General features: G+C 49.9%; 25 protein-coding genes and 1 tRNA gene. 12 read left to right on the top strand and 14 right to left on the bottom strand.

The genetic code is table 11. The annotated features are described in order from the left end of the window. Positions 1-104 precede the first annotated feature (104 nt). From nadA to AC04MQ_RS04020, 5 genes are all read left to right on the top strand, one after another. Entirely contained in the window at positions 105-1,070 is a 966-nt protein-coding gene (gene nadA / locus AC04MQ_RS04040; RefSeq protein ID WP_011166042.1) for a quinolinate synthase NadA, read from the top strand. 6 nt (positions 1,071-1,076) lie between these two features. Beyond that, positions 1,077-1,613 carry a 4'-phosphopantetheinyl transferase superfamily protein gene (locus AC04MQ_RS04035; RefSeq protein ID WP_015092701.1) on the top strand — a complete coding sequence of 179 codons (537 nt, stop codon included), beginning with the start codon at positions 1,077-1,079 and terminating at the stop codon, positions 1,611-1,613. A 97-nt stretch (positions 1,614-1,710) separates the two neighbouring features. Further along, positions 1,711-2,076, top strand: coding sequence for a hypothetical protein (locus AC04MQ_RS04030; RefSeq protein WP_475391159.1), 366 nt, complete (start codon positions 1,711-1,713; stop codon positions 2,074-2,076). Between the two features lie 116 nt (positions 2,077-2,192). After that, positions 2,193-2,942 carry a M48 family metalloprotease gene (locus tag AC04MQ_RS04025; RefSeq protein ID WP_015092702.1) on the top strand — a complete coding sequence of 250 codons (750 nt, stop codon included), beginning with the start codon at positions 2,193-2,195 and terminating at the stop codon, positions 2,940-2,942. 117 nt (positions 2,943-3,059) lie between these two features. Beyond that, on the top strand, positions 3,060-3,548 hold the full coding sequence (locus AC04MQ_RS04020) for a hypothetical protein (RefSeq protein ID WP_015092703.1): 489 nt from the start codon (positions 3,060-3,062) through the stop codon (positions 3,546-3,548). 73 nt (positions 3,549-3,621) lie between these two features. Here AC04MQ_RS04020 and AC04MQ_RS04015 read toward each other — a convergent pair whose 3' ends face one another. The 6 genes from AC04MQ_RS04015 to AC04MQ_RS03990 all read right to left on the bottom strand — a co-directional run bounded on the left by AC04MQ_RS04015 (position 3,622) and on the right by AC04MQ_RS03990 (position 7,621). Next, on the bottom strand, positions 3,622-4,257 hold the full coding sequence (locus tag AC04MQ_RS04015) for a hypothetical protein (protein WP_475391157.1): 636 nt from the start codon (positions 4,255-4,257) through the stop codon (positions 3,622-3,624). Positions 4,258-4,353: 96 nt separating this feature from the next. Beyond that, positions 4,354-5,094, bottom strand: coding sequence for a L,D-transpeptidase (locus AC04MQ_RS04010; RefSeq protein WP_235046195.1), 741 nt, complete (start codon positions 5,092-5,094; stop codon positions 4,354-4,356). A 230-nt stretch (positions 5,095-5,324) separates the two neighbouring features. Further along, a tRNA-Val gene (locus AC04MQ_RS04005) sits at positions 5,325-5,400 on the bottom strand. 67 nt (positions 5,401-5,467) lie between these two features. Further along, complete coding sequence (locus AC04MQ_RS04000) at positions 5,468-6,037, bottom strand: hypothetical protein (protein ID WP_015092706.1); 570 nt, start codon at positions 6,035-6,037, stop codon at positions 5,468-5,470. Between the two features lie 9 nt (positions 6,038-6,046). Next, entirely contained in the window at positions 6,047-7,150 is a 1,104-nt protein-coding gene (locus AC04MQ_RS03995; RefSeq protein WP_011166050.1) for a winged helix-turn-helix domain-containing protein, read from the bottom strand. 207 nt (positions 7,151-7,357) lie between these two features. Then, positions 7,358-7,621 carry a YheU family protein gene (locus AC04MQ_RS03990; protein WP_015092708.1) on the bottom strand — a complete coding sequence of 88 codons (264 nt, stop codon included), beginning with the start codon at positions 7,619-7,621 and terminating at the stop codon, positions 7,358-7,360. Positions 7,622-7,783: 162 nt separating this feature from the next. On the opposite strand from AC04MQ_RS03990, the gene AC04MQ_RS03985 reads away from it, so the two are divergent. Together AC04MQ_RS03985 and AC04MQ_RS03980 are read left to right on the top strand one after the other, a co-directional pair. Continuing rightward, positions 7,784-9,196: an SUMF1/EgtB/PvdO family nonheme iron enzyme gene (locus AC04MQ_RS03985; RefSeq protein WP_475391154.1), complete on the top strand. Its 1,413-nt coding sequence runs from the start codon at positions 7,784-7,786 to the stop codon at positions 9,194-9,196. Positions 9,197-9,321: 125 nt separating this feature from the next. Beyond that, positions 9,322-10,149: a hypothetical protein gene (locus AC04MQ_RS03980; protein ID WP_051026339.1), complete on the top strand. Its 828-nt coding sequence runs from the start codon at positions 9,322-9,324 to the stop codon at positions 10,147-10,149. Positions 10,150-10,241: 92 nt separating this feature from the next. Here AC04MQ_RS03980 and lon read toward each other — a convergent pair whose 3' ends face one another. Continuing rightward, positions 10,242-12,737, bottom strand: a complete 2,496-nt coding sequence (gene lon / locus AC04MQ_RS03975) for an endopeptidase La (protein ID WP_041578099.1) — start codon at positions 12,735-12,737, stop codon at positions 10,242-10,244. Between the two features lie 457 nt (positions 12,738-13,194). Between lon and AC04MQ_RS03970 the strand changes: the two genes are divergently transcribed. Together AC04MQ_RS03970 and AC04MQ_RS03965 are read left to right on the top strand one after the other, a co-directional pair. Next, a complete protein-coding gene (locus tag AC04MQ_RS03970) occupies positions 13,195-14,604 on the top strand; it encodes a sensor histidine kinase (RefSeq protein WP_015092713.1) in 1,410 nt (469 codons plus the stop codon). Beyond that, the gene (locus AC04MQ_RS03965; RefSeq protein WP_015092714.1) at positions 14,601-14,990 is read left to right on the top strand and encodes a response regulator; all 390 of its coding nucleotides are present in this window, start codon (positions 14,601-14,603) and stop codon (positions 14,988-14,990) included. The genes AC04MQ_RS03970 and AC04MQ_RS03965 overlap by 4 nt, the downstream gene beginning before the upstream one ends. 79 nt (positions 14,991-15,069) lie before the next feature. Here the strand turns inward: AC04MQ_RS03965 and clpX are convergent, their stop codons facing one another. Both clpX and AC04MQ_RS03955 read right to left on the bottom strand, forming a co-directional pair. Further along, positions 15,070-16,365, bottom strand: coding sequence for an ATP-dependent Clp protease ATP-binding subunit ClpX (gene clpX / locus AC04MQ_RS03960; RefSeq protein WP_011166058.1), 1,296 nt, complete (start codon positions 16,363-16,365; stop codon positions 15,070-15,072). A 6-nt stretch (positions 16,366-16,371) separates the two neighbouring features. Beyond that, the gene (locus tag AC04MQ_RS03955) at positions 16,372-17,010 is read right to left on the bottom strand and encodes an ATP-dependent Clp protease proteolytic subunit (protein WP_011166059.1); all 639 of its coding nucleotides are present in this window, start codon (positions 17,008-17,010) and stop codon (positions 16,372-16,374) included. Positions 17,011-17,127: 117 nt separating this feature from the next. On the opposite strand from AC04MQ_RS03955, the gene AC04MQ_RS03950 reads away from it, so the two are divergent. Further along, positions 17,128-18,630: a leucyl aminopeptidase gene (locus AC04MQ_RS03950; RefSeq protein ID WP_015092716.1), complete on the top strand. Its 1,503-nt coding sequence runs from the start codon at positions 17,128-17,130 to the stop codon at positions 18,628-18,630. Between the two features lie 69 nt (positions 18,631-18,699). Here the strand turns inward: AC04MQ_RS03950 and AC04MQ_RS03945 are convergent, their stop codons facing one another. Next, complete coding sequence (locus AC04MQ_RS03945; protein ID WP_080602452.1) at positions 18,700-19,332, bottom strand: hypothetical protein; 633 nt, start codon at positions 19,330-19,332, stop codon at positions 18,700-18,702. Between the two features lie 270 nt (positions 19,333-19,602). Between AC04MQ_RS03945 and AC04MQ_RS03940 the strand changes: the two genes are divergently transcribed. Both AC04MQ_RS03940 and AC04MQ_RS03935 read left to right on the top strand, forming a co-directional pair. Further along, the gene (locus AC04MQ_RS03940) at positions 19,603-20,352 is read left to right on the top strand and encodes a TIGR02147 family protein (RefSeq protein WP_080602453.1); all 750 of its coding nucleotides are present in this window, start codon (positions 19,603-19,605) and stop codon (positions 20,350-20,352) included. Next, on the top strand, positions 20,349-21,596 hold the full coding sequence (locus AC04MQ_RS03935) for a hypothetical protein (protein WP_015092719.1): 1,248 nt from the start codon (positions 20,349-20,351) through the stop codon (positions 21,594-21,596). The genes AC04MQ_RS03940 and AC04MQ_RS03935 overlap by 4 nt, the downstream gene beginning before the upstream one ends. A 78-nt stretch (positions 21,597-21,674) precedes the next feature. On the opposite strand, the gene gshA is transcribed toward AC04MQ_RS03935, so the two are convergent. From gshA to AC04MQ_RS03915, 4 genes are read right to left on the bottom strand one after another with little or no spacing between them, the layout of a single operon-like run. Continuing rightward, positions 21,675-22,931, bottom strand: a complete 1,257-nt coding sequence (gshA, locus tag AC04MQ_RS03930; RefSeq protein ID WP_015092720.1) for a glutamate--cysteine ligase — start codon at positions 22,929-22,931, stop codon at positions 21,675-21,677. A gap of 30 nt (positions 22,932-22,961) precedes the next feature. Beyond that, positions 22,962-24,074 carry a tetratricopeptide repeat protein gene (locus AC04MQ_RS03925; protein ID WP_015092721.1) on the bottom strand — a complete coding sequence of 371 codons (1,113 nt, stop codon included), beginning with the start codon at positions 24,072-24,074 and terminating at the stop codon, positions 22,962-22,964. After that, positions 24,071-25,144 (bottom strand): ArsA family ATPase, encoded by a 1,074-nt coding sequence (locus tag AC04MQ_RS03920; protein WP_475391149.1) that lies wholly within the window; start codon positions 25,142-25,144, stop codon positions 24,071-24,073. The genes AC04MQ_RS03925 and AC04MQ_RS03920 overlap by 4 nt, the downstream gene beginning before the upstream one ends. Further along, a complete protein-coding gene (locus AC04MQ_RS03915; RefSeq protein ID WP_475391147.1) occupies positions 25,141-26,010 on the bottom strand; it encodes an ArsA family ATPase in 870 nt (289 codons plus the stop codon). Before AC04MQ_RS03915 ends, AC04MQ_RS03920 begins: the two co-directional genes overlap by 4 nt. Positions 26,011-26,064: the final 54 nt, after the last annotated feature.

Raw genomic sequence — 26,064 nt, 5'->3', positions numbered from 1 at the left:
ATCCGTCAGGCGCAGCTGGGCTTTTGTGGGGTTGCATTTCGTTCTCTTCGTGCTATATGAGGCCCATCTGTATTCATTTGGGTTACAATAGGCCCGAGGTAGATATGTCTTATGATATTGCTGCTGATATTCAGCGCCTGAAAAAAGAAAAAAACGCCGTCATTCTGGCTCACTATTATGAAGATGGTGATATCCAGGACATCGCCGACTATGTCGGTGACAGCTTCTATCTGGCCAAGATGGGCCAACAGGTACAGCAAGACACCATCCTGCTTGCCGGCGTTGTGTTCATGGCCGAAAGCGTGAAGATCCTAAATCCCACCAAGACAGTTCTGGTTCCGGACATGGAAGCCAGCTGTTCTCTTGTTAAAGGCGCGCCTTACGATCAGTACCTGGCGTGGCGCCGTCAGCACCCGGACGGGATTGCGGTGACCTACATTAATTCCAGCGCGGAAGTGAAATCCATTTCTGATGTGATCATCACTTCTTCCAATGCTCAGCAGATCGTTGAATCCATTCCGAAAGACCGCAAGATTTTGTTCGGACCGGATCAGCACCTGGGTCGCTGGTTGATGAAAAAACTAAATCGTGAGTTTGTGCTGTGGCCAGGGGCGTGCGAAGTGCACGTGCTGTTCAATGCCCGCAAACTTCACGAACTGATCGCCCAACACCCGGATGCGGTGGTGATTGCGCACCCTGAGTGCGATGAATCCGTGTTGCAGTATGCTTCTGTGGCAGGCTCCACTTCCCGTTTGCTGGAAGAGGTTCAGAAAAACCCGGCGAAGAAATTCATCGTGGCCACTGAAACTGGTATTTTCCACCAGATGCAAAAACTTCGTCCGGACGTGACGCTGATTCAAGCGCCGGTTCTGGATGCCGGCTGTTCTTGCAACAACTGCCCATACATGAAGATGAACAACATGGAAAAAATCAAACACGCTTTGGAAACATTCCAGCCGCAAGTGGGCCTGGATGAGGCATTGCGCCTGAAAGCCAAGGTGTCTTTGGATCGCATGATGGACATCACCAGCGGCAAACCTGTCAGCTGGCCTGCGGAATTCACGGTTTAATCCTTTATGGACTCTTTGGTTCTTTCCGAACAACTGACAGAGTCCGCGCGAAAGCTTCTTCAGTCTCCGGGTTTGCAAATTCATGCCCGCCCGGAATGGGGAAGCCACAATCCCGCACATCGCGAACTGATCCGTGCGGAAATTCAAAAGCTGCTTCCTGAAAACTGGCACTCTTCCACTTCCCACACGGAAGGCTTGGGTGTCATCATGCTTTCGGCTTCGCCAATTGGTGTGGATGTCGAAGTCACCGTGCGTGTGACTGACAAAACCGTGTCCCGCGTGTCGTCACAAGAAGAACTGACCGAGGCGCCAAGTGCTGCGGCCTTGTGGTGTGCGAAAGAGGCGTGTTTTAAGGCGCTTCGTTCGTATGATCAGCCGTCGGTGATCTCTAAAATTTCTATAGGGTCGTGGGAAAATATAGATTCTCAGACTGAGACATTCCGTCTTTCAAACCCTGAAACGTTTAATTCCTCCTCTGAAAACAGGGGTGTGATGATGAAAATTTCCACCTGGAGTTTGGCCTTTTTTATTTTTCCCTCTTAACTTTGGTCGAGTCCTGCCGAAGAGTTTATTAACCGACGCTAATGCAGTTTGTTTTTAAGGTAGGTGAAAAATGGGAAGTTCAAAATACAACCGCAGAGTGGCTCCAAGGACCGAAGTCTCTCCCATTCATATTTCGTATCTCACTTCACTGGATGACTTTGCAAAGATCGCAAAGAACAGTGAGATTGTCGAAGCCTCTTCCACCGGACTTTTGCTTCTGGTGAAGCGCGAGGATCTGATTCCATCAGCCCTGCGCAAGACGCTGACGCTGGATTGCCTGATTGGCGACCGGGTGTTCATGCATCTGGAAGAAATGAATCTTGAAATCTCGGGCGTAATTACGCGCACGCAGCTTCTGGGCAAGAAGGGTTTCTATGTGGCTGTGGACTACAGCGACGAGGCTCCGGAATACTGGCGTGAGTGCCTGATGGATCTCTTGCCCCGTCCGGGCGAGCTTGATTAAAACACCACGAAAACCACCAGTCGCGGGGTCGAAAGATCCCGCGATTTTTTTGCAATCTTTTCAGCCAAATGCCATTTGATTGGCCGGTCCCTTAAACGCCCTTTAAGATCCCGCCCATGAAACTTTGGCTGTTCACCCTGACATTCCTGGCAGTGCTGGCTCCGTCCCACGTGGCGGTTCAGCGCGTGTTGTGCCCGGCTCTTTTGCCGGTCAATGCCAGCGCCTCTGTCAGCGAAGGACTTTCCGAAGATCAGCTGAATCAGCTGCTGGCGCTTTTCCAAAAGTCTTATCCCGATATCGATTTTCAATCCAGCTGGTACAACGACACCATCAATGCCCAGGCTTTGCGTTTTGACGAGTCAAAACTGATCATCGTCTATGGCGGTTTGGTGCGTGAATCCACCACCACGCCTGACAGCTTGGCGTTGATGATCTGCCATGAGGTCGGTCACCACAAGGGGGGCGCGCCTTATTTCAGAGATGCCGATGGCCGGGACACCTGGGCTTCGGCTGAGGGCGCTGCGGATTATTATTCCATTCGTGGCTGCTTCACGCGCATTGCCTCGATGATGAAGACCCCGGCAGCGCGCCTGTCGGAACGCGATGAAGCCTTGCTGGAACAAACCTGTGCTAATTCCGCAAAGCCCACCGTGTGCCGTCGCGCCTTGCAGTCCGGCGCCCTGATGGCGAAATTGCAGTGGAATGTCTTTCCCAACAATCAGCCCGTTCCCGCTCTGGATGCCGAAGACAGCAATGTTCCGGCGACCACCTTGCTGGGATATCCAAGCCCGCAATGCCGCTTGGATACTTTCCGCGCCAGCGCTTTGCTGCAAGAACGCCCGTCTTGCTGGTACCGCCCTCTTTAAGGCATCAGGTGTCTTATATTTTGACAGCTCCGTTTCTTCAGATCGAAGCAGGATTATTTTAAACAGGTACAGGCCTTGCTTTAGAGAAGAACTCGAATCAACCAAGGAGTCTGTTCCATGAAGATCGCCGCCACATCCCTGCTGTTTTGCTCTTTGCTTCTAAGTGCCCTTTCCGCCTCGGCGGGCATGACCAGCGGGACCATCGGGGTAAGCCTGACCATCGTGGAGGCCGGCCGTCTTTCCTCAGACGTCACCAGCGAATCTTCCCAGCTTCGTGATATCAAAGCCCTCAGCATTCTGACGGAAGCCAAAGATGGCGCGGTGGTGGATGTGTACATCAATCGCCAACTGATCACTTCCGTGCGCTCACAAAAAGGTGTCGTGAACTTTGAGCTGAATTGGACATCCGAAGACAAAATGAATCTGGAACTGCGATCCGGCGGCAAGGTGCTTGAGCCGTTGCAGACTGCCTATATCACCCCAAGCACGACGATGGTTCCGAAGATGTCGACCCAAGCGTATCAGCGCCAGGTGCAGGTCACCAACGACGATGGAACTTTAAGCACCAAGACCATTGAAGTGAAGACCGTGGTGGTTGAATACTAAGTGGTTATTGGAAATTAGAAATTGATTTAGGAATGAAATAAAAAACCCCGCTTTGTTGGCGGGGTTTTTCTTTTTATAGATCTGAGAATTGTGGCAATCCGATTTCTGAAACCAGCACTACTGAATAGTGTGGAGGCAGGAACCAGCTCAGGGCTTCGGCGATGCCCTGGTGCTCTTTGGTTGGGGGATTACCCAACGCTTCCAAAGAGAAAGCCAGATCGTAGTGTTTGCGGTCCTGGCTCATCACCAGAATGCGTGGGCGCAGAACACCCTGATCGCGGAAGAATTCTTTCAGAATATTGCGAACGTACTGAGGCAGATAGTGTGGTGCCGGCGGACCTGCGTGCAGACCCTGACCTTTTTCCATTTCCACGGTGCCTACCGGAGACTGAGCAGCCTCTTGATAGAAACGGCCGGTTTCTTTGAAGCTCCAAAGCATGCCGTAAGTGAAAACATAGTCAGGATAAGACTTCATCGGATTCACAACCAGGCCCACACCTTTGGTGGCGGCCCATTGCATGATTTTGTTTGCGGGCTCTTTCGCTTCCGCACCGGTTTCAACCAGCAGATAAGGCCAGCCGTCCGGTCCTTGTTGAGGGACTTCGTGGATCAGCTTAACGTTGCCTTGAGTGACCGCCATGAAAAAGTCGATCTCCCACTGATGGTCACGTTGTTCATCGGGGGTGTTTACGATTTCAATCAGGTTCATAGCTTGCTCCTAAAATACAAAAAGGCCGGGGAAACCCAGCCTTTTTATGCCCCTTTCGGGGCGAGGTCAAGACGCCGCCCTATTGCGAGGGGCGTTCTAGTACTCTTCCACGATCACGATTGTTTTATAACCGCTTTCATAGCGAACTTTGCCGTTCTGGTCGTACTTAGGCTGACCAGTGCGAGTATCCAGCACTGGAACAATGCCACGGTCCGCTGCAGTCACAGCACGATGGATGGTTTGAATCTGGTTTTTATGAACGCGAACACAGCCAGAGGAAGCGCGTTTACCCAACATCGCCTCGCCCGCCGCTTCACCGCCGGAAAGATCCGGTGGCACCTGGTGAACTGCCAGACCGCGGGTTTCATTGAAGAACATCGCAAATGGCATGTGGAATTTGGATTCACCAGAACGGTAGTTGTAACCGTGAACACGTTTGATGGTGTAGAAACCACGAGTGGTGTGTCTCCAGTGAGAGGACGTCGCCCCTTTGAAGATCTTGTTCACAACACCACGAACTGCGCTGATGTATTCAAGGTCTTCACGGCCCGTGGAAACGTATGTGGAAAGCATCAACTGACGGTTCGTGTACAGGCGCAAAGTCTGGGCCTGGGAACCGGAAGCGGCTTTATTGATCACAATCACGTTTGTGTACTGGTTCAGGTAAGTTTCGCCGCGCAGGTAAGCCTGCTCATTGAACAGACGACCACGAGGAGCTTCGTAAGAGTCCTCTACCATCATACGGCGCTCTAGTTCAGAACGGGATTGAGCAAATGTATTAAAGGATGCCAAAGTCGCAACCAGCAGAACACCAAAGACAGTCAGCAGACGATTCATGATCACTCCTCTTAGAAAATAATTCCGCCCCAAGGACAAAATTCGTCGTTTCAAGATGGAGAGCTATCTAGCAGAAAGATTACACAGCCCGTACAAAAATTGTGCATTGTGTAACAATTGTGTATTCAAGAATTTTGTTCAAGCAAAGGAGTGCTAAATAAATTGCGGCAGATTTTGGGCATAAAAAAACCACCTTGGCGGTGGTTGATTTAAACTTCTTGGAAGAAGTTTGGTAGGGAGTACAGGATTCGAACCTGCGACATCCACCTTGTAAGGGTGGCGCTCTACCAACTGAGCTAACTCCCTATTGGTATCGAGAGGACCATTTCTAGCAACGGTCCGTCCCTTAATCAATATCTTTTTTTAATAATCCCTATTTTTTTAGGGTCTTCAGGTCATCCATGCAGGTTTTCTGGGTCAAAGTCGCTGAAATCTTCATAATTTGCATATGAATCAGTTCCTCAGTCCCACGCTGCTCCAGCGCTCCGAAGGAAAGAAGCATCACAGCCTCCGTCGGCAGGTTCCCGCGCAACGGTGGAAGTGGAGAGTCTTTCTGATCAAATGCCGTCAGCTGAACACGGAAGGTTGTTCCGCCCTTGCTGGTCATCTGAGAAAGAACCTTTTTGTTTCTTTCAATACCCACACCCGTCGCGATCACACGGCAAGTTTCACCATCAAACTGCTTCACCTGAAGCTGGCGCACACCGGTGGATTTTTGACGAACCACTTTCAGTGCGAAGTAAGATGTGAATTCACCCTGCTGGGCTTTCCAAAGACCCTGGATGTCCTGCCATGGGAATGGCTGCGCCAGGTGCATTGGCCATGGTACCCAGCGGTCATCGCTGGCTGGCATGATGTGTTCTTCGTCCTTTGCAAACGCTGTTGCAGAGAATGTCAGTCCCGATAGAGTCACCAAAGTTGCGATCAAAATTTTGCTCAACATGAATCCCCCTTAGTGCTCGAAATGAACTCGAGCCGCTTTATTCATGTAATATCCGTTTTTGGCTCTAAAGATATATTTAGGTTTTTCGTAATCCGGTTCAATCAGTTTACGCAGACGTTTGATGGTCACGTAAATCTTATTGTCGTGGATGGCAGGATCATAAGGCTGCTTCCATACATTCTCAACCAGGAATTCTTTGGAATAAATCTGACCCTGGTTCTGAACGAACAGGCGCAGAAGATCCAATAATATAAACTGGTTTTTGAAATCAATGCGGCCCAGTTTCTTTTCGATCACAGAGTGATTTGCCTCATCAAAGATAAGGTCGAAATTGCTCTGAGTTTCGCCACCGATTTTTTCGGCAAGGTTTTTCACCATGCGCGCCAGACGTTTGTGGTTTTCAGTGTCCACAGATCTTTGCGCCAAAGTGATGTAAGTGCGGGCCATGTCCTTGTCGCCGATTTCGAAATACGTGTCCGCCAGGGCGCCCATCAGATAGTTGGACATAACCACGTTGCGGGTTTCACGAACGATATCGTAGGCCTTCCACAGAACCTCGATCGCCTCGTCGTATTTTTTCATCTGCTTCAGGATATCCGCATTCAGGAAAAGAGAAGACGCCTGAAGATCCGGCATCTGATAAACCTGGAAGAAGACCTGAAGATTGTAGATCTCTTTCAACGCATCAGAATAGCGAGCCGAAGACGGATGAGAGTACACCATCGCAAGACCGAAGATGGCGTGACAGATGTCTTCCTTGTTGTCAGAAGCAAGTGCGATAGCCAGGGCCTTTTGGAGATAGTCCATGGCTGTGTCGATTTGACCCTTGTAAGACGCGCACACCGCGAGCGTGTAGTACGTCTTGGAATTCAGTTCGAAGCCCTCTTTCAGAACCAAATCCTGCAGTTTTTCTTTTGTCAGATTTACTTCTTCAAATTGCTCACGCTCTGCAAAGATACGCAGAAGCAAATTGATGCACTTCAAGTATTGAGAGAAATTCTTCTCGGCAAAGAAAGCTTTCGTCGCTTCCTGAAGATTGTCCACGGCAGGCGTGAACTCTCCCCGGTCGTAGTAAAGCTTGCCGAGCTCGAAAGCACGATCAGTAGGGCTCATAAGGTCTTAAAACTCCAAAACAAAAAACAAATTACTCGCGAGGGACAGGTTTTTACAGATTGTCAGGAATACGTCAATGTAAGACGCGGACAGTTGCTGAAAATTTGAGCATAGTGAGAATTGATTTCAGGAATGTAATGCGCCGGTAATGAAACCAGCTACATTATTGCGGCGTGTGAGGTGAAGAAATCGCTAGGAGAGCGCTTTTCAGCGCTTCTGGAACTTCTTCCACTCCTGCTCTGACATCAAGCTGACGCTTTCGGTGTTGGGATCAAACACGATGCGCACGTGCCCTTTGTCGATCTGCTTTTGCACCTGCTGCATCTTGGTTTCGTAAGATATTTCATTCACACCATAGTCGGTGCCTTCGCGCTGAATAAAGTTATCAATCACTCCCCGCAGGGCCTGTTCGCTTAAGGCTTCTTTGGGGATTTCAATAGGGGCGGCGTTTTCCGGACTGTTGTCGCTCATAACACATCCTTTACCACGACCCACCCAAGGGCTGGCAGAAAAAATGAGTAACCCTTTCAGGCGAAAGGCTTAAGGCGAGTTTTGACTGCTAACATAAGTAATTTTCCGAAGTTCGTTAAAAATCAGTGAAAATAAGTTCAGCCCCCTAACGAAGGATTCTGAATGAAGAACCTGCCCCTGATAATTTTGTGTTTAAGTCTGACGACAACTCTTTCTGCGTGCTCAGGAAGTTTCAGCGGCAAAAAATCAGGACAGGAAGATCAGACGGCGGAAAACCCCCCACAATCAGATCCTACGCAGCCGCCAAGTCAGCAGACTCCGACGCCTGCGCCGACACCAACGCCATCCCCTGAGCCAAGCCCAGAGCCAGCTCCAGTGCCTGCGCCCGTGCCGGAAGAACCGGCTCCGACTCCTGAACCAACTCCAGCCCCCACTCCAGAAGAGCCGACCCCAGCACCAGTGCCAGCACCGCAGCCGGCACCAGAACCCGCTCCTGCTCCGGCACCAACGCCGGATCCAGCGCCTGCGCCAGAACCAACACCAGCACCAATTCCAGCTCCAACTCCGGAGCCTTCGCCAACCCCTGCGCCTGAACCAAGCCCAGCGCCACAACCGACTCCAGAGCCAACTCCGGCACCGACTCCTGCTCCTACTCCGGCGCCAGAACCTGTTCCTGCACCTACGCCAGCTCCGGAACCAACACCTGAGCCGACTCCGGCACCAACTCCAACACCTGTGCCAGAACCTGAACCAGCACCAGTTCCTGAACCAGTGCCGGTGCCGACTCCAGTCAGTGGTTGTCCGGAGAACTACGAACTTGTCGCAGCCAACAGCACGGTGAAAACTGAAGCGTTCTGTATCGCGAAATTTGAAATAAAAAAAGTCAGCGGAAAAGCCGTTTCCACAGCGACGAACAAACCTTGGCTGGCGACCAAAGCGGCCGCCACCGACGCGTGTGCCGCGCTGGGTGCGGATTACCGTCTGCCGACAAATTCTGAATGGAATGCGGCGGCTTTGGAAATTTACAACAACCAGGAAAACTGGATTGATAAAAACAAGAAAGACACTTTGTACACTGGATACTATTCCGGATGGAGCGAGCCTGTGGAAATCAAAGATGTCACAAATCCATATGACAGCACCGGCAAAACCAGCGGCAGCGAACGACGCACCTTTGTTCTGGAAAGCGGCAAAGTGATCTGGGACTTCGGTGGCAATGCGTGGGAATGGGTCAGCGACACCATCTATGGCAGTTCGTACAACCCGGATCTTTCAAGTTTCTATGGTCGTCAGTATCACAACAACAACTGGGATGTGAAACCGGGATCAAAAGCGCTGTTTGACTTCACCGGTCTTGCTGATGCTGGCAAAAAGGATACCTCCATGGGGAACCTATTCGGAGGAAGCTCGGGCAAAGTCATCCGCGGTGGTGCGCTTTGCATGCACTCCAAGGGCGTGACCGGGATATTTGCCGCCAATATCGGAGATATCACCGCCGATGAAATGCAGGCCCCTGCATCGTGGAATCTGAAAATGAACAACGTCGGTTTCCGCTGTGTGACCACGCCTAAATAGTCCCTGTCCAGATTATCGACAGCATTTTAAAGCCCTCCTCAAATTGAGCGGGGGCTTTTCTGTTTTTCGGGCGGCATCTGATTTGCTCCTTCCAAAGCCGGAATAAACAATTGAAGGAGCGTTCCATGAGATTACAGAATATCGCACGTATCGCATCTGCGGTTCTTACCGTATCGAGCCTTTGGATTTCTCAAGCCGAAGCCAAGCAAGCTCCTACCAACAAGGCGGAATTCTGTGCGATGACCTCTCAGGATTACAAAGACATCCTGATGAAAGTGGAGAATCACCTGGCCTTTGAAAACCGTGGCGGCATCGGCGATCAAGGCGTGTGCTGGTGGCACTCCATGTTCACGCGAAATGCGACTTATCTGGCGATTTATCGTCCGGAACTGCCGCGCCCGACGCGTTCAGAAGCCCGTCAGATCATTGAAGACATTTCTGCCAACCGTGGTGTCGTCGAAATTCCCGGCTTTAAAAACCTGGAAGAATTTTCTTATGCTCATCGTGATCAGATTCAGACCTCGCTGAATGCCGCACAGATCGTGGACGGCGGCATCTTGTTTGGTTGGGTTCGCGGAGTAACTGGCAATCATGAAGTGGCCCCTCAGAAGCTTGAGAATATGATGAATGATCTTTACCTTGAAGTGCGCACAGGCCGCGTGGTTTATCAGATGCTGCAAATCGAGGGCATCATGGCTCACGCCTGGCTGGTGGTGGATATGGAGCGCGATGGAGACGGCTATATCCTGAAGGTACTGGATAGCAATGATCGCGATGTTTACAAAGTTTACTACAAGCGCGGAATGAAGCAGCTGCTGGATTATGACTCTGTCCCTTACACCAGCCGCAATGCGGTTGACTATCAGGGCTACAAAAACGCCAAGGCCTCTTTCTGCAAACGCGGAATGACTGCCAAAGACATACGCGATCAGCGCAACAACCGTCAGAACTAGAACTGATTTTAAAAAACAAAAAGGCCGGTATTTCTACCGGCCTTTTTTATTCGACTCTCGTCAAATTTGAAGTCTCTAATCTCCAACCACTCTTAGTGGTGGTGTACTGACTGACCCGTGTACTGAGCTTTGATTCCGAACTCGCGCTCCTTCTGAATCTTGAACAATTCTTTCGGAGACTTGATGTCCAGAGCATTGATCAGAACCTGATCCACATGGTCCACAAGGATCACTTTCAGATCTTTCATTACATCCTTAGGGATGTCCTTAAGATCTTTTTCGTTTTCCTTAGGGCAGATGATCAGCTTGATGCCACCGCGGTGAGCAGCAAGGATCTTCTCTTTCAGACCACCGATGGCCATCACGCGACCGCGAAGGGAAACTTCACCAGTCATCGCCACTGTGCGCTTCACAGGGACTTTCATGATCGCTGACACGATGGAAGTCGTCAGTGCGATACCTGCAGAAGGACCGTCCTTAGGAACTGCACCCTCTGGCAAGTGGATGTGCACGTCGATGTTAGAGAAGTATTCTTTGTCCAAACCGAACAAAGGACCTCTGGATCGAACATAGCTCATCGCCGCCGCACAGGATTCTTTCATCACATCACCCAGCTGACCGGTCACTGTGAACTTGCCTTTACCAGGCACCACGCTCACCTCGACTGCCAGAAGGTCACCGCCCACTTCCGTCCAAGCCATACCGTTCGTCAGACCGATTTCGTTTTCAGTCTCGATCATACCGAACTTGTACTTGTGCGGACCCAGAAGCTCGACCAGTTTCTGCGGAGTAACCACATAACCTTCGTTCTTCTTTGTGGAAGTCTTCGCTGTTTTCGCGCCTTTTTTGGCCGCTACAGCTTTTTTCTCTGTTTTAGTGTCGGCTTTGAAGTTTTCCAAAGTTTCGTTCATCACGATATCTTTAGCGACCTTACGAGCCACGTTTGCAAACTGTCTTTCTAGGTTACGAACGCCCGCTTCACGAGTGTAGTAGCGGATCACATCGCGGATGGTGTCATCCTTGATGGTGACTTTGTAGTCTTTCAAGCCGTGGTTTTCCAGCTGCTTCGGAACCAGATAGTTCTTCGCAATGTGGAATTTTTCCTGCTCGATATAACCTTCAAGATTGATGATCTCCATACGATCCAAAAGAGGTCTTGGAATCGTGTGCAAGGAGTTCGCTGTCGCGATAAACATCACCTTGGACAGGTCGTATTCAAGCTCCAGATAGTGATCCTGGAAGTTGTTGTTCTGCTCAGGGTCCAAAACCTCAAGCATCGCAGCCGCCGGGTCACCTCTGAAGTCATTCGCCATTTTGTCGATTTCATCCAGAAGAACCAGTGGATTACCTTTGTCCACTTTACGAAGCGCCTGCAGGATTTTACCTGGCATCGCACCTACGTATGTTTTTCTGTGACCGCGAATTTCCGCCTCGTCACGCACGCCACCCAAAGAGATACGCGCAAATGGACGATTCAAAGATTCCGCGATGGATCTTGCCAAGGAAGTTTTACCCACCCCTGGAGGACCCGCCAGGCAAAGGATAGGCCCTTTCATATCTTTGGAGATAGACAATACTGCCAGGTACTCCAGGATACGATCTTTGACTTTTTCCAAACCCCAGTGATCGTCATCAAGAATGCGCTGGGCATTTTTGATGTCGTGTTTTTCTTCTGTGTAGTCAGCCCAAGGCAAAGACAGAACCCAGTCGATATAGTTGCGAACAACTGTCGCTTCCGCAGACATAGGTGACATCATTTTGAGTTTTTTAATCTCTTTCATGACCTTGTCTTTGGCTTCCTGACTCATTTTTTTGTTCTTGGTCTTGATCTCAAGATCCTGAAGCTCTGCCTGGTAATCGTCTTTTTCACCAAGCTCCTTCTGGATGGCCTGCATTTGTTCATTCAGATAGTACTCTTTCTGAGAGCGCTCCATCTGTTTCTTCACGCGTGTGCGGATCTTCTTTTCCACTTCAAGGATTTCGATCTCGCCGGTCATCAGGTTCAGAAGGTGTTCCAGACGCTTGGAAGGATCAATGATCTCCAAAACGGTCTGTTTGTCTTCAAGTTTCAGGTTCAGCTGAGCCACGATGATATCTGCAAGCTCCCCTGGATTTTCGATGGTCGAAACACGCATCAGAATCTCTGGCGGGATACGCTTGTTCAGTTTCACGTAGGTCTCGAACGTTCCTTTTACGGAGCGAACCAAAGCCTGCGCTTCAACGATATTTGTAGGATCTTCATCCAGGGCTTCAACCGCCACCGTGAAGAAATTATCGTTGTTTACAAAATTCTTAATCTTTACGCGACGTTTACCCTCAACCAGAACCTTCACAGTTCCATCCGGCAAACGAAGCAATTGGATGATTGTTCCAACTGTACCGATTGCAAAGATATCTTTAGGTTCGGGATTGTTGGTTTTGGCGTCCTTTTGAGCGGCCAAAACGATGTCGGTTTGTTTGCTCATCGCCTCTTCAAGAGCGTTGATGCTCTTTTCACGACCGACAAACAAAGGCATCATCATATGCGGAAAAATGATGAGGTCTCTTAGGGGCAAAAGTGGTAGTTGTTGTACTTTTCCCTCGCTCATAATCCTATCCCTCCCTGTGGGTTAACGAGCAGGCTCGTTCCTACTTAGAACCGAACCAAATCTGCTTAGGTTAAAAAATCCATCTCAACCTTGAGCAAATTCTTATACTCAGTCTAACTATGTGTATGATTGCTGGGAAGTAAATATATTGCAGAGAAAAAGACTTCTGGTCCTAGAAGCGAGTCCAATTTGCCCTAATTTTAGGCATCATAATCAGCCCTAATGCTAACCGAAAATAATTCTAATAAGTGTCGGAAATTGAGAATCTTTCCTAATTGTAATTCCAGGTCCTAACATTTTGATGCCCTTTTAAGCCATTTTGTTCGATAAGTGCTATGTGACACCCAGAGACAGCAAAAGATGGTTCCGCACCAACTCGCTATCACTCAAGCTGCTTATAGCGACTTGGGCCGTAAGCTCGTTTGCGACACTGATTCTTACCGCATTCCAACTCATTATGGACTATCAAAGAGATTTTGATAAGTTGCAGAACAACTTTACCATCATCAAGAACTCTTACCTTGATTCCATGGCCGAACATCTGTGGTCATATGACACAAGACTACTGGAAATTCAGCTTGATGGTCTGGGTCGTTTGCAAGGCGTAAGCTATTTGCGTCTGGTGGCTGACAATAAAACCATCTACGAGACCGGAAAGTCCGACCCCACCGAAGAAAGCCACAAGCGCTTTGATATCTATCACAAGAACACCAATGAAATCCTGGGCGCTTTGGATGTCGAACTGGATATCAAAAGCCTGCGTGAAAAGTACTTCCAGGAAGCCATTTGGATCTTCATTCGCCAAGCGGCCAAAACCGCAGTCGTGGTGTTCTTCCTGTATTTCATCTTCAACCGCATCCTGGTGGTTCATATCAAGCATATCGCCGGCTATCTGGCGGAAAACCGCGGCCGCGACGCCAAGGATCTGGAGCTGAAACGCCGGGCCCACAAAGGGCAGGATGAACTGGATGTTCTGGTTGAATCCATCAATCAGTTCCGGTCCGAGCTTTTGGAAGCCAATCAGAAACTGGAAAGCCTGAATCAGGCTTTGGAGCAAAAGGTCGCCGAGCGCACCCGCCAGCTGACCACGAAAAACGAAAGCCTGGAAAAAGCGATGATGCAGATCAAACGCATGCAGGCGACTTTGGTGGCGCAAGAACGTCTGGCGTCTTTGGGAAGTCTGACCGCCAGCGTGGCGCATGAAATCCGCAATCCGCTGAACTTCGTTCTGAATTTCTCTGAACTGCTGACTGATTCAGAAAATCTGGAAGAGATCAAAGAGATCAGCCGCGTGATTCTGAAACACAGTCAACGCATTGATCAGATCGTGCGTTCCATGCAGATCCTATCCGGTTACGACAGCGATGTGCTGGAAGTTACTGACATCAATGAGATCGTTAAAAAATCCTATCAGGACACCGTTTCAACCCGCTCTTTGGGTTCAAGCTATGTGCCGCCGAAGGTGACTTACCGTTTGGGTGAATCCGTCAAAGCTCCGGTGTACACAACGTCTTTGCTGCGGGCTCTTTCCAATATCGTGGACAATGCGATCCATGCGTTGGAAAAGAAAGTGCGCGCCAATAAGAACTTCGAACCAGAACTTATTTTGTCCACAGCCGTGCGCGGGGACATGGTGGAAATCACCATCCGCGACAATGGTGTGGGCATCCCCACAATTCTTGGTGAAAAAATCTTTGATCCTTTCTTGACGACAAAGTCAGCGGGTGAAGGAGCTGGACTCGGACTGACTGTTGCATTTAATATTGCCCAGAAACACGGTGGCACATTAAAATACAACAGCGAGTTCGGGCAATGGACAGAGTTTTCGATGTCCCTGCCCCTTACACACGAAAGACCGAATTCATGATCCACATTGTGATAGTCGATGATGAAGCAGACACACACCTGCTTTATAAATTAAAGTTCAAAAAGCTGTTTGCACATTGGGGAGATCTCAATCTGACCTCTTTCCTGAATGCACCGGACTGCCTGGACTTTCTGAAAAGCCCGGAAGGGGCCAAGGTCGACCTGATTCTTTCAGACATCAATATGCCTGGCATGGATGGATTTGAGCTTTTACAGGCCGTCAAGGGCCTTCATATCAAGGTGCCGTTCTATATGGTCAGCGCCTATGAATCTTCTGAATTCCGCAACAAGGCCGAATCCTTGGGGGCCACCCGCTTCCTCAGCAAGCCGGTGGATTTCAGCCGCCTGGGAGACGCCGTTCGCCTGGATCTGAAACTGACGGAATAATCTGAATAGCTAAAAATAAAAAAAGACCCGGGGAAACCCGGGTCTTTTAGTTTTCGGCTTTTAGGAAGCTCCGGCCTGACTAGGCGGAGCTTTTCTTTTTCGCTTCTTCTTCCTCTGCGCGGATTTCTTCGTCGGTTTTATAGACGAGCATCGGCTGAGCGCCTTCGTTGATCACGTTTTCATCGATCACAACTTCCTTCACATTGTTTTTGGAAGGAATATCGTACATCACATCCAACATCGCTGTTTCCAGAACTCCACGCAAGCCGCGGGCACCGGTTTTACGTTTCAAGGCCATCTGGGCAACTGCACGCAGGGCTTTTTCCGTAAACTTCAGTTCCACACCCTCGAAGCTGAACAGCTTCTGGTACTGCTTCGTGATCGCGTTCTTCGGACGAACCAGGATGTCGAGCAAAGCTTCTTCATCCAATGGCGCCAGAACCGCAATCGCCGGAAGACGACCGATGAACTCCGGGATCAGACCGAATTTGGAAAGATCGTCCGGCTCCACTTTGGAAAGCAGATTCGCGCTCTTTTCAACTTCCTCGGATGTGCGGATGTCTGCCGCGATACCCATGGTTTTGTTCGTCGTTCTTTGTTCGATGATCTTGTCCAGACCCACGAACGCACCACCCACGATGAAGAGGATATTCGTCGTATCAACCTGGATGAATTCCTGCTGAGGATGTTTACGACCGCCCTTAGGAGGCAGATTCGCCACAGTGCCCTCGAGGATTTTCAGCAACGCCTGCTGCACACCCTCACCGCTCACGTCACGCGTGATGGACGGGTTTTCAGACTTACGGGAGATCTTGTCGATCTCGTCCACGTAGATCACGCCTTTTTGCGCTTTTTCCACGTCATAGTCAGAAGCCTGCAGCAAGTTCAACACCACGTTTTCAACGTCTTCACCGACATAACCGGCTTCCGTCAAAGTCGTCGCATCGGCCATCGCAAACGGCACATTCAGAACCTTGGCAATTGTCTGAGCCAACAAGGTCTTACCGGAACCTGTCGGACCGATCAGAAGGATGTTGGATTTTTGCATTTCAACGTCAGCGGATTTTTTACCGCCGGACATCGCATTCACACGCTTGTAGTGATTGTGTACCGCAACTGCCAAAGTTTTCTTGGCTTGCGTCTGACCGATCACATAGTCATCAAGATAAGTTTTGATATCGGAAGGCTTGGGAACTTTGAACGTGCCCTTGACTGCCGTCTCGCGCTCTTTTTCCTCGTCAATGATGTCATTGCAAAGATCGATACACTCATCGCAGATGTACACGCCAGGACCGGCGATCAATTTCTTGACCTCTTTTTGGCCCTTGCCACAGAAGCTGCATCTCAAAGCACCGTTGGTATCTTTAGTTGTCATCGGCTCTTATCCTTTTTTTGCCTTACGGGATTCAACCACATGATCAAGCAAACCGAACTCTTTCGCCTGATAAGGATCCATGAAGTTATCGCGTTCCATGGCCGCTCTCAAGGTGTCATAGTCTCTGCCAGTGTGTGTCTCGTAGATGCGAGTCAATTTCTCTTTTGTTTTCACAAGTTCTTTGGCGTGGATTTCAATGTCCGTCACCTGACCGGATAGACCCCCGCCGGAAAGAAGCGGCTGGTGAATCATGATACGGGTGTTCGGCAGGCTGTAACGCATGCCCTTTGTACCCGCGGTCAGCAGCAACGAACCCATGCTCGCAGCCATACCCATGCAATAGGTCGCCACGTCGCACTTTACGAACTGCATAAAGTCGTAGATCGCCAGGCCCGCAGACACGCTGCCCCCTGGAGAATTGATGTACAAATGAATCGGCTTTTCAGGATTGTCCACTTCAAGGAACAACATCTGGGCAATGATAGAGTTCGCCACCTCATCAGTAACGGCAGTACCAAGAATGATAATGCGGTCTTTTAGTAGTCGGGAGTAAATATCGTAAGATCTTTCACCCTTTGAGGTCTGCTCGATGACGTAAGGTATGAGGGCCACTGCTGTCTCCTGTGGTTGTGATTGAGGTGTCATACTGTGCTACCTATCGGAATACTATGGCAGGACTTTATCAAAAAGCCTTTGACCCCCAAAACTGCTGTGCTACATCTATTAACGCACAACAAAACCGAATAATATTAAGGGGTTTTTATGGCTTTCAACTTACTTAACAAAGACATCGACACATTGACTTGCCCGGCTTTGGTCGTGTTTTCCAAGTCTTCTTCTCAAAAAGACAAGCTCGCAAAAGTGACTCATTCTGAAATTCACAAAGCTTTGCTGCCATCTTTGGAAGAAAAAACGATCTCCGGCAAACATCAGGAAACTGTTGTTTTCCGTGAATTCAGCTTCAATGGTTTCCGCCATGTAATCGTGGTGGGTCTTGGCAAAGAAAACGAAATCACTCACGAATCTGTTCGTCAGTCCATGGCTTCCGCTTACGAGGCGATCAAAGCTTTGAACGTGCCTGAAGCAGCCATTCACTTCGACGGCATCACTGCTGGCAAAAAAGACGCTGCAGATTTCGCAAAAGCGGCTGCTGAAGGTCTGATCCTGACTTCATACGTATTCAACGAATTGATGTCCGGTAAAAAAGACGCAAAAGAAATCAACGTTCACGTTGTTTCCAAATTGGGTAACGACAAAGCTGTGAAAGCTGCTTTCAACGAAGGCGCGATCCTGGGTTCTGTTGTGAACTTCTCCCGCCGTCTGGGCGATTTGCCAGGCAACCTGATGACTCCGACCATCCTTGCAGACCACGCAGTTGAAGGCGCTAAAGGCGTTGCCAACCTGAAAGTGACTGTGTGGGATAAAGCCCGCATCAAAAAAGAAAAAATGGGCGGCCTGTTGGGCGTTTCCAACGGTTCTGACCAAGAGCCGCGTTTCATCATCATGGAATACAAAGGTGCTGCCGCTTCCAAAAAGCCAGTGTGCTTCGTTGGTAAAGGCCTGACTTTTGACTGCGGTGGTATTTCCATTAAGCCAGGCGCTGGCATGGAAGAAATGAAATACGACATGTGCGGTGGCGCGAACGTTATCGGCACATTGCTGGCGATCGCAAAATTGAAATTGAAGGTAAATGCAGTAGGCCTTGTGGCTTCCACTGAAAATCTGATCAACGGTTCTGCGACAAAACCAGGTGATGTTCACACAGCTCGCAATGGTAAAACATTCGAAGTGAACAACACAGATGCTGAAGGTCGTTTGATCCTTGCAGACGCTCTTTCTTACGCGACAGAGCTTCAACCACAAATGATCGTGGATGCAGCGACTTTGACTGGAGCGATGGTTATCGCTTTGGGCAACACTCACACTGGTTACTTCACTCGTAACTCTGCTTTGAAAACAAAAGTTGAAAAAGCGGCTGTTGAATCCGGTGAATGGGTTTGGAACATGCCTTTGACGGACTTCCACGTTAAAGACATGAAAGGCACTTACGCTGACCTTTCCAACATCTCTTCCGGCAAAGGTGCAGGTTCTGCAACAGCAGCAGCCTTCCTTGAGCAGTTCGTGGGCGAAGGCATCCCTTGGGCGCACTTCGATATCGCGGGTACCGGCTGGGCTGTAGGCAATCGTTTGCCATATTGCCCTAAGAAAGGCGCTTCCGGCGCGATGATCCGTACCTTCGTTGAAATCGCGAAGCAGTACACATAAGCTTCTGAAAACAAAAACCCCTTCAGTGTTCCTGAAGGGGTTTTTTTATGTCCAAATTTTGAAAGAATCTTACCAGCTGAACACAACCGGGTGACCCAGGGTTTTCGCCACTTCATCACTTTCCACGACCAGCGCTTCAGACGCGCTTTCATTAACCAGCTTCACGGATTTCAACAACCACGTACGCGGCCATTCTTCCGGCAGGTTCGTAAAGCGCACGGTCACCTTCGGACCTTCGTTGAACTGGAATTCACCATCACCCGGATGCTCGCCCAAAATCTTTTGCACCGGAACATACAAGGCATTGATACGGGACATGTCGGAAGAAACATCACAACGCCCCTCCACTTCCATCTGTGGCTTGTCGCCACCGACAGAAACACCTTCTGCCTCAAAGCTCAAAAATACTTTCTGGAATTCCTGACAAGCAAGTTTCTTGCTGCCGTTTTCATCGATAAAGACAAAGTGGCCAAGACCGATACCTGCCCCTTGGGTGTTCTTTCTGATTTCCAAACCCGCCAGCAGACGCTGACGTACAGCCTCTTGCAGCTGTTCCCCACGCAAGTGAGAGAAGTCGAAATTATTTCTAACCGCTGCGGGATCACGATTGATTTGATATTCGTCAGTGTTGGATTTTAAGAAAGCAAAGCCTGCCACAAAACACACGGTGAACAGACCGACCACTCCGTAGAATTTTCTCATATTTGCGATCCCTCTTTTATTGAAGAATAGCACGGCGTGTTTCTGACATATCCTACTTTGTGACGGGCTGGCCGTAGGTCGCAGATTTTGCCTACCAAGGTCGAGGTGAAATTCCCGTAAGAATACCTGAAATATTTTCCGATGTTCCGGCACTGGAACACCTGTCATCCCCTTAAAACGCGGTAATTACCAATCCGATTTTACCTCTATTTTGTCTCTGGTTTTTTCCTCTTTTAGTCTCTGGGAAAGCATGCAATAAACCCAGTCCTTATGAATAAGACGTCCGAATTTCTATTAAACGAGTATCAAAGACGACGCTCTTCAGCGCCTCAATTGACCAATGCCCAATTCGCCAAGATTCTGGGTATTCCGTCCAGCCGCCTCAGTGACTATATCAATGGTCGCCGGATCATGACCATGTCGGTGGGTAAACAGGTTATCAAAGGCCTGGGTATGGGCGAAACCGACTTCGTTCATCTGAAAAATCTGATTGAGTTCGACAAACGCAAAGTCAAAACTCTGCTGCCGGAAGTACAGCTTAAAGAAGACGAGTTCGGCGTCATCTGCGACTGGTACCACTTTGCGATTCTGGCGCTCGTGCCGGTAAAAACATTCCAGCCCAATGCCAACTGGATTGCCGACCGCCTGAACATTCCGTTTGAAGTCGCACAGGCAGCCATCGAGCGTCTGTGCCGTCTGGGTCTGTTGCAGATCGAAGAAGGAAAATTCATCGTCACTCACAAGCAACTGGAAACCAGCCACAACATCCCATCTGAATCTTTGCGCCGCTCGCACAAGCAGTCCCTGGTTCAGGTTCTGGACAACATGGACCGTGTGCCATTGGATCTGCGTGATGTGACTTCCATCACATTCCCCATGAACCGTAAAAAAATCCCTGAGGCAAAACGCCTGATCAGAAACTTCCGCCGCAAAATGGCCACCTTGATGACCCAAGGGCCTAAAACGGACGTCTACAATCTGAACGTGCAACTGTTCCCGGTAACGAAGGTACAAAAATGAGAATCAGCCAACTAGTCATCACATCCCTGCTTTCGCTGATCGCGGTGTCCGCTCACGCCAACAACTGGTATGACCGCGGTAACGCCGGCTTTGCCCTGTTCTGCACCGGCAAGGCGCCAATCGTTCTGGATCTATACGAAGTCAGCACACGTGATCTGGGTTCCATCCTTTATTCAAAAGCTGTCACTCCTGTGGATAAAGCCGTGGATCTTGCGACTCGCCTGGAACAGGTCGATCCCGCACGCGCTCGCCAGTACCGCGAGGGCGCAAAAGACTTTATGGCCTCTGCGCAATTCGTGAATGATCTGGGCATTCGCCAGACTCCGGATCTGGGACTTGTGACCGTGCCGAAGGACTGCACTCTTGAGCAGGTGGTCTTCCAAAGAAATCCGTCCATTTTGAACAAAGCCCGCTATGTGGTGAATGCCAACTTGTGGAATCAGCTGGATGCCGACAATCAGGCGGCTCTGATTCTTCACGAGGTTATCTATCGTGAAGTGATCAACAGCACGGCTAACGAGCTGTTCTCTGAACGCGTGCGCCTGTTCAACGGTATTATTCATGCACACCACATGCGCAGTCTTATGAAAAAAGACTATCTGAAGATGCTGCGTGAACTGCACTTGACCACTTACGAGGAAAACGGCCTGAAGCTGTCTTTGGGTTACACCACGCCAGAGGGTTTCTGGGTGGATTCTGACGTGTTCATGGATCTAATGGGTCGTATTCTTTCTGCATCTTTGGCAGCCAACCAGTACTTCGGTTACGGCGGCATGGAGTACGCTTGTGTCGGCAGCACCGTGCCTGAAATGGGCCGTGTGACTTTGGAGGATGGCAACATCCGCACCCTGCGTGTGAACCCTGACTTTGCCCGCGACGGCGCTTGCAACCTGCCAATGCTGATCATTCCGGAAAGCAATGGCTTTGCGATCTTTGGCAGCCTGTGGTTCTTTGATGGTGCGAAAAATGTGATTCGTGTGGACGGCACGCTGAGCAAGAAAACTCAGCTGACCTACAAGGGCACCACTTACGAACTGGTTCCGGATCTGTTCAAAACTGACGTGTACAACACCACGTTCACTTTTGATAAAAACATGAACCTGACTGAAGTGGGCTTGGGCGGAACGCCTTGCCTGAATAAAACTGAAGGCAAAATTCAGTTTATCCAGAATCTGGCTAACGGCGAAGGCAGCGTGACTATTTCTGCCTCAGGAACACCGCAGTCTGTTCCGGCTTGTCACTAGTTCGACGTTGTCGACAAAAGAAAAAGGCCCGCTCTTTTCAGAGGGGCCTTTTTTATTTTCAGAAACTCTAATCACTGATTACTGCTTACCGCAGCCCACCGGCGTGTAGCCCTTAAAGACCGCGCCCATTTCCTGAGCCTCCATGGCAATCGCCAACAGGCCCAGCTTGGCTGTCCAGCCGTACACGTTTTCCTGCGGGCAGCCCGGCGTATTGATCGCCAGATCCGACACACACAAACGCTTATAAACCGCACCCGGACTGTTCAGACTTTCGGTAGAGCTTTTCTCGGCGTGCGTGCGCAGGAAACCCCCGGCAAGCTCGCAGCCCAGCATATAAATCACCGGCTCTGCACTGGCGCCGTCCGCTTCCACGATGGACGGAATGCCTTCCTGTATGATGACTTCTTCAACGTCACGACCGCCCTTGGCCGCTTTCATTTTTTTGCGGGACTTGTAGGACCAGGCTTTCACTTCTTCGCCGGAACCCACACGAATCACTGCCAAACCGTAAGTGCCGGCGTTGTTTTTCACAAACACGAACGGCTCTTGGTTGATGCCGCGTTTTTTATAGTCTTCACGCAGGCGAGCCAGCATCTGATCCACTTTTTCCGCCAAAGCATTGCGGCTGCTTTCATCCCCAATGTCGAAGTGCTCAAACAGTTCGGTTTCAACTCTTAGTAAGAAAGGATCAATCTTGGCCACTTCGGCAAATTCACTGGCAAGCTGGTTGTAGTATTTGAAGTACGTGCTTTTCTTGCGCTGATACCAGCCAAGCTCTCTTGGCGGGTTCATCGGGAATTCGCTCATTGTCGGAGCCCATTCCTCGTAGGCCTCAGAGAAGTCATTGTTGCTGATGATCAGATCCGGAGTGAAGCTTTTCAAAAGCTCCCCGCCCTTCAAAGCCGAGTGCACTGTCACTTCGTTACCGGCGGAACTGGTCAGATTCAAAGGCTCTGGCAGTTCACGAGGGATTGCGATTTTCACGACGCGACCGGTGGCTTCAATCAGCTTGCGGATGGTGTGAACGTTTTCCCAATAGAAAGCATTGTTGGTGTGCTCTTCAGTCACCAGCAAGATGTTCTTGATGCCGGCGCCGTAGTGTTTGGTGATGTACTTGTCGACCAGGGCCGGAGCGGATTCTTTGTCTGTCGGGCAGATATTATTAAAGCCTGCCGGAAAGATATTCGCATCCACGTTGGAAATTTTGTAGCCCGAATCACGAATGTCGTAACTGGAATAAATCGGATAGGACATGTTTGCGGTTTTGGAAGCAAACCAAGCACAGATCTCGTTCATATTGGCGAGGGTTTGTTTGTGCAGAATCAGTTTCGCCATAGTATCTCCTTAAGGCCAAAGCGACAGAAATTACAGATTAGGATCTTCCGAGGGAACCACTTTGGGAGGAAGAGGTATAGTGGCTTTCTCTTCATCAGGCAAGAGCGAGTCGGCTTTGACTCGTCCGGACCTGCGCAGACTGTTCAGTCGCTGGGATTCCTCGGTCAGTCCCATGACTTCATCGTTCGTATATACAATATTCTCGGTTTTCTTGCGCACGTCAGCCAGGAAGGTGAAGAATTCTGTTTCGTGAGAATTCATTTTTTGCCCCGTCGGCGGACGATACAATTCAGCCTGATCAATCAAACCCAAAAGTTCGGCACCCAAAGCAGACTGCAACCGGCGCTGTTCGCGCTGTGATTCCACCACGGTGAACAGATCTCGGTAAGTTTCCTGCAGGCGTGTTTTGGCGCGCACCGACCAGTTGGCGTCATTCAAGCGCACGGCTCTGAACAGATAAATCTGCACCAGCTTCTGCCCGCGCACGAAGGCTGTAAAATTCTGTACACCCAGCTGGTTAGTGGAAACCCCGCCCATTTGCACATAAGTTTTTGCCTGCCAGTCTTTGGGAAGCTCGGTGCCTTTTTCGGTCTGAACTTTTTCAATTCCGCGCTCAGCTTCATTCAAGTAAGCCACGGCATCGTCTTCACGATCCTGACGTCCATAAACGATAGCCAGGCGAGCAGGAATTTCGGCGGCCGCAGTTTCAAGTGGCAAATACTGACCCAGTTTCTTTGCATCCAACAAAGATGAAACTGTGCGCAGATCATCGCCTTGTGCCTCATAGGCAAAGGACATTTGATACAAGGCCTGCGCGGCAATCTCGGGCTGATAGTTGCGGGTTTTTACTGCAACATCACGGTAAAGATCCAACGATTCCTGCCAGCGCTCAAGTCCCGCCAAAGATTGTGCTTCACCCAAACGGGCGGCCTGCACAAAAGTGGACTGCGGATGCAGACCCTGGAATTCCTTATACAGAATCAAGGACTGATCAAAGCTTCCCGTATTTAAAACTTTTTCCGCATTGGATATCTGAGCAAGCTCTGTGGCGCGGACCGCCTGAGTTTCATCCGGCTGACTTCTTTGCCCCAGCAAGGAACATCCCGAAAGCAGAACCAGCGCGGTGGACAAAATCAGTCTCATGCTTTCTTTTCTCCTTCGACAATCAGGGCGCTGAGTTCTTCAAGTCCCCCCAGATCGGAAATATCCTTCACCAGATCAGGGATGCGGAAGACGCGGGCCTGATTCTTCATGCCCGACTCAAACTGCTGATACAATTGATCCCTCTGATTGTAGTAGGACCTCATCTGTGAATACAACTTCACAAGGTCTTCATGGCCTTTTCCAAGGTCCTGAGCCGAACGGAGGTCCAGCCAGTACGGGAAGACGCGATTTAAAACCACCGTGCCCAGATGGTAACCGCCTTTTTTGATTTCTCTTGAGAAGTATTCAGCTTCCTTCAGTTTCGCCTGATCAAAGGCCGTCACCAGACAAAACTGAGTGGTCGGTGCCACCAGCATACGATGCACATCAATGGTGCGAGCCTGAAGCTTCCCCTGCCACTGTTCGATATTGACGAAGAAATCACCCAGTTCGCGGATGAAGTTTGACCCCGTCAAAGATTCCAAAACTTTCAGAACCTGGCGCGTACCGGTCTGAAGCAGGTGACCAAAGAAGCCGCCTTTTTTTCCTTCGGGATCGCGGAACCATTTCGCCACACCTTCGTTGAAAAGTGCGGCAAGCTTTTGCGGGGCATTCAGGAAATCAATTGCATGCTTCGTCGGTGGCGTATCCAGAACGATCAGATCAAACTGGCCGGATTCATAGCAGGAATACAGTTTTTCCAAAGCGGTGAATTCCTGCGAACCACTTAAGTTCGTGGAAAGCTGCTTGTACAGGCTGTTATTAAAGATCTTTTGAGCTGATTCTGTTTTCTTCGCCGCGCGAGCGACAAAATCATCAAAGGTTTTTTTATGATCAATCACCGAGGCATACAGCTCGCCCTTGAAATTCTGCCCCGGAACTTTGGTGATGTCTTTGGTGCCTTCAATACCCAGGGTCTGCGCCAGGCGCTTCGCCGGATCGATAGTCAGTACCAACACACGCTTGCCCTCTTTGGCGGCAAGCACGGCCAAGGAAGCCGCAATCGTGGTCTTACCCACGCCACCACTTCCGACACAGACTAAAACTTTGGTGTCTTTAAACAGGCTCACTTCAACACCTCCGCCGTTTTTTCCACCAGCGCCCAGGCGCTGGATTCAAAATACAACGGCACACGGGTGACCTCGGGGCTTAACCCTTGAGCTTGCGCCCACATTTGATTCTGACGGCGAATATGACCGTCCAGATACTCGGCAAATTTTGAAAGGTCGGAATTTTCAGACTGCACTTCCTGCAAAGTCTGTTCTGACACCGGCGCCGCGATCATCTTGTTCATGATCAGTTCAGCCGTGACACCAAATTCGTTTTTCAAGCGAGCGATCAACTCTGAAGCTTCTTTCAGCGGAAGCTCTTCCGGCAAGGTGACCACGTGGTATTTGCAGATTTCAGGATTGCGAATATGCGCATCGATACTGCGGCTTTGTTCACCCATGGGACCAAACTGCACGGCCTCGGCCATGCCTTTTGGAGCTTCCAGCAAAGCAATAAAGTGACCCGTGGCGAACGCATCCACCACAATACAATCAAACGGCAGCGCAGGGCCGTGTTTGCGGGGACCGCTGGTGACTTTTCCCAGGATCGCCAGTTCCGGCAGGGCAGGAGCCACATTAATGAAGGCCTTCATCACTGCATTTTCGAAGAACAGCTTCGCCAGGCTTTCCACCTTGATGAAATGACGGGCGTATTCCTGCAAACAGGCTTCGCCGGTCCACAAGGCTAAGGAAAGATTGGGTCTGATTGAAACTGGCTGAAATCCAACTTGGGGTAAATTAAAGAAATCCTTAAAGAAACTCTGATCTCCAAGTTCGACCAGAAGGGTCTTTTTACCCTCTTGGCTCTTTTTAAGCGCCAGGGCTGCGGCTAAAACCGACTTCCCCACGCCCCCTTTTCCGGTCACAAAGTGAATCTCTTGCTTCATAGGTTCTAAGAGTGTGGCTGACCTCTGATTTATAGGCATTACGCATGGCATTAC

Source organism: Bdellovibrio sp. MYbb2 (genome assembly GCF_056175685.1).
The sequence above is the reverse complement of the archived record's forward strand: the minus strand, read 5'-3'. Positions and strand labels throughout refer to the sequence as shown.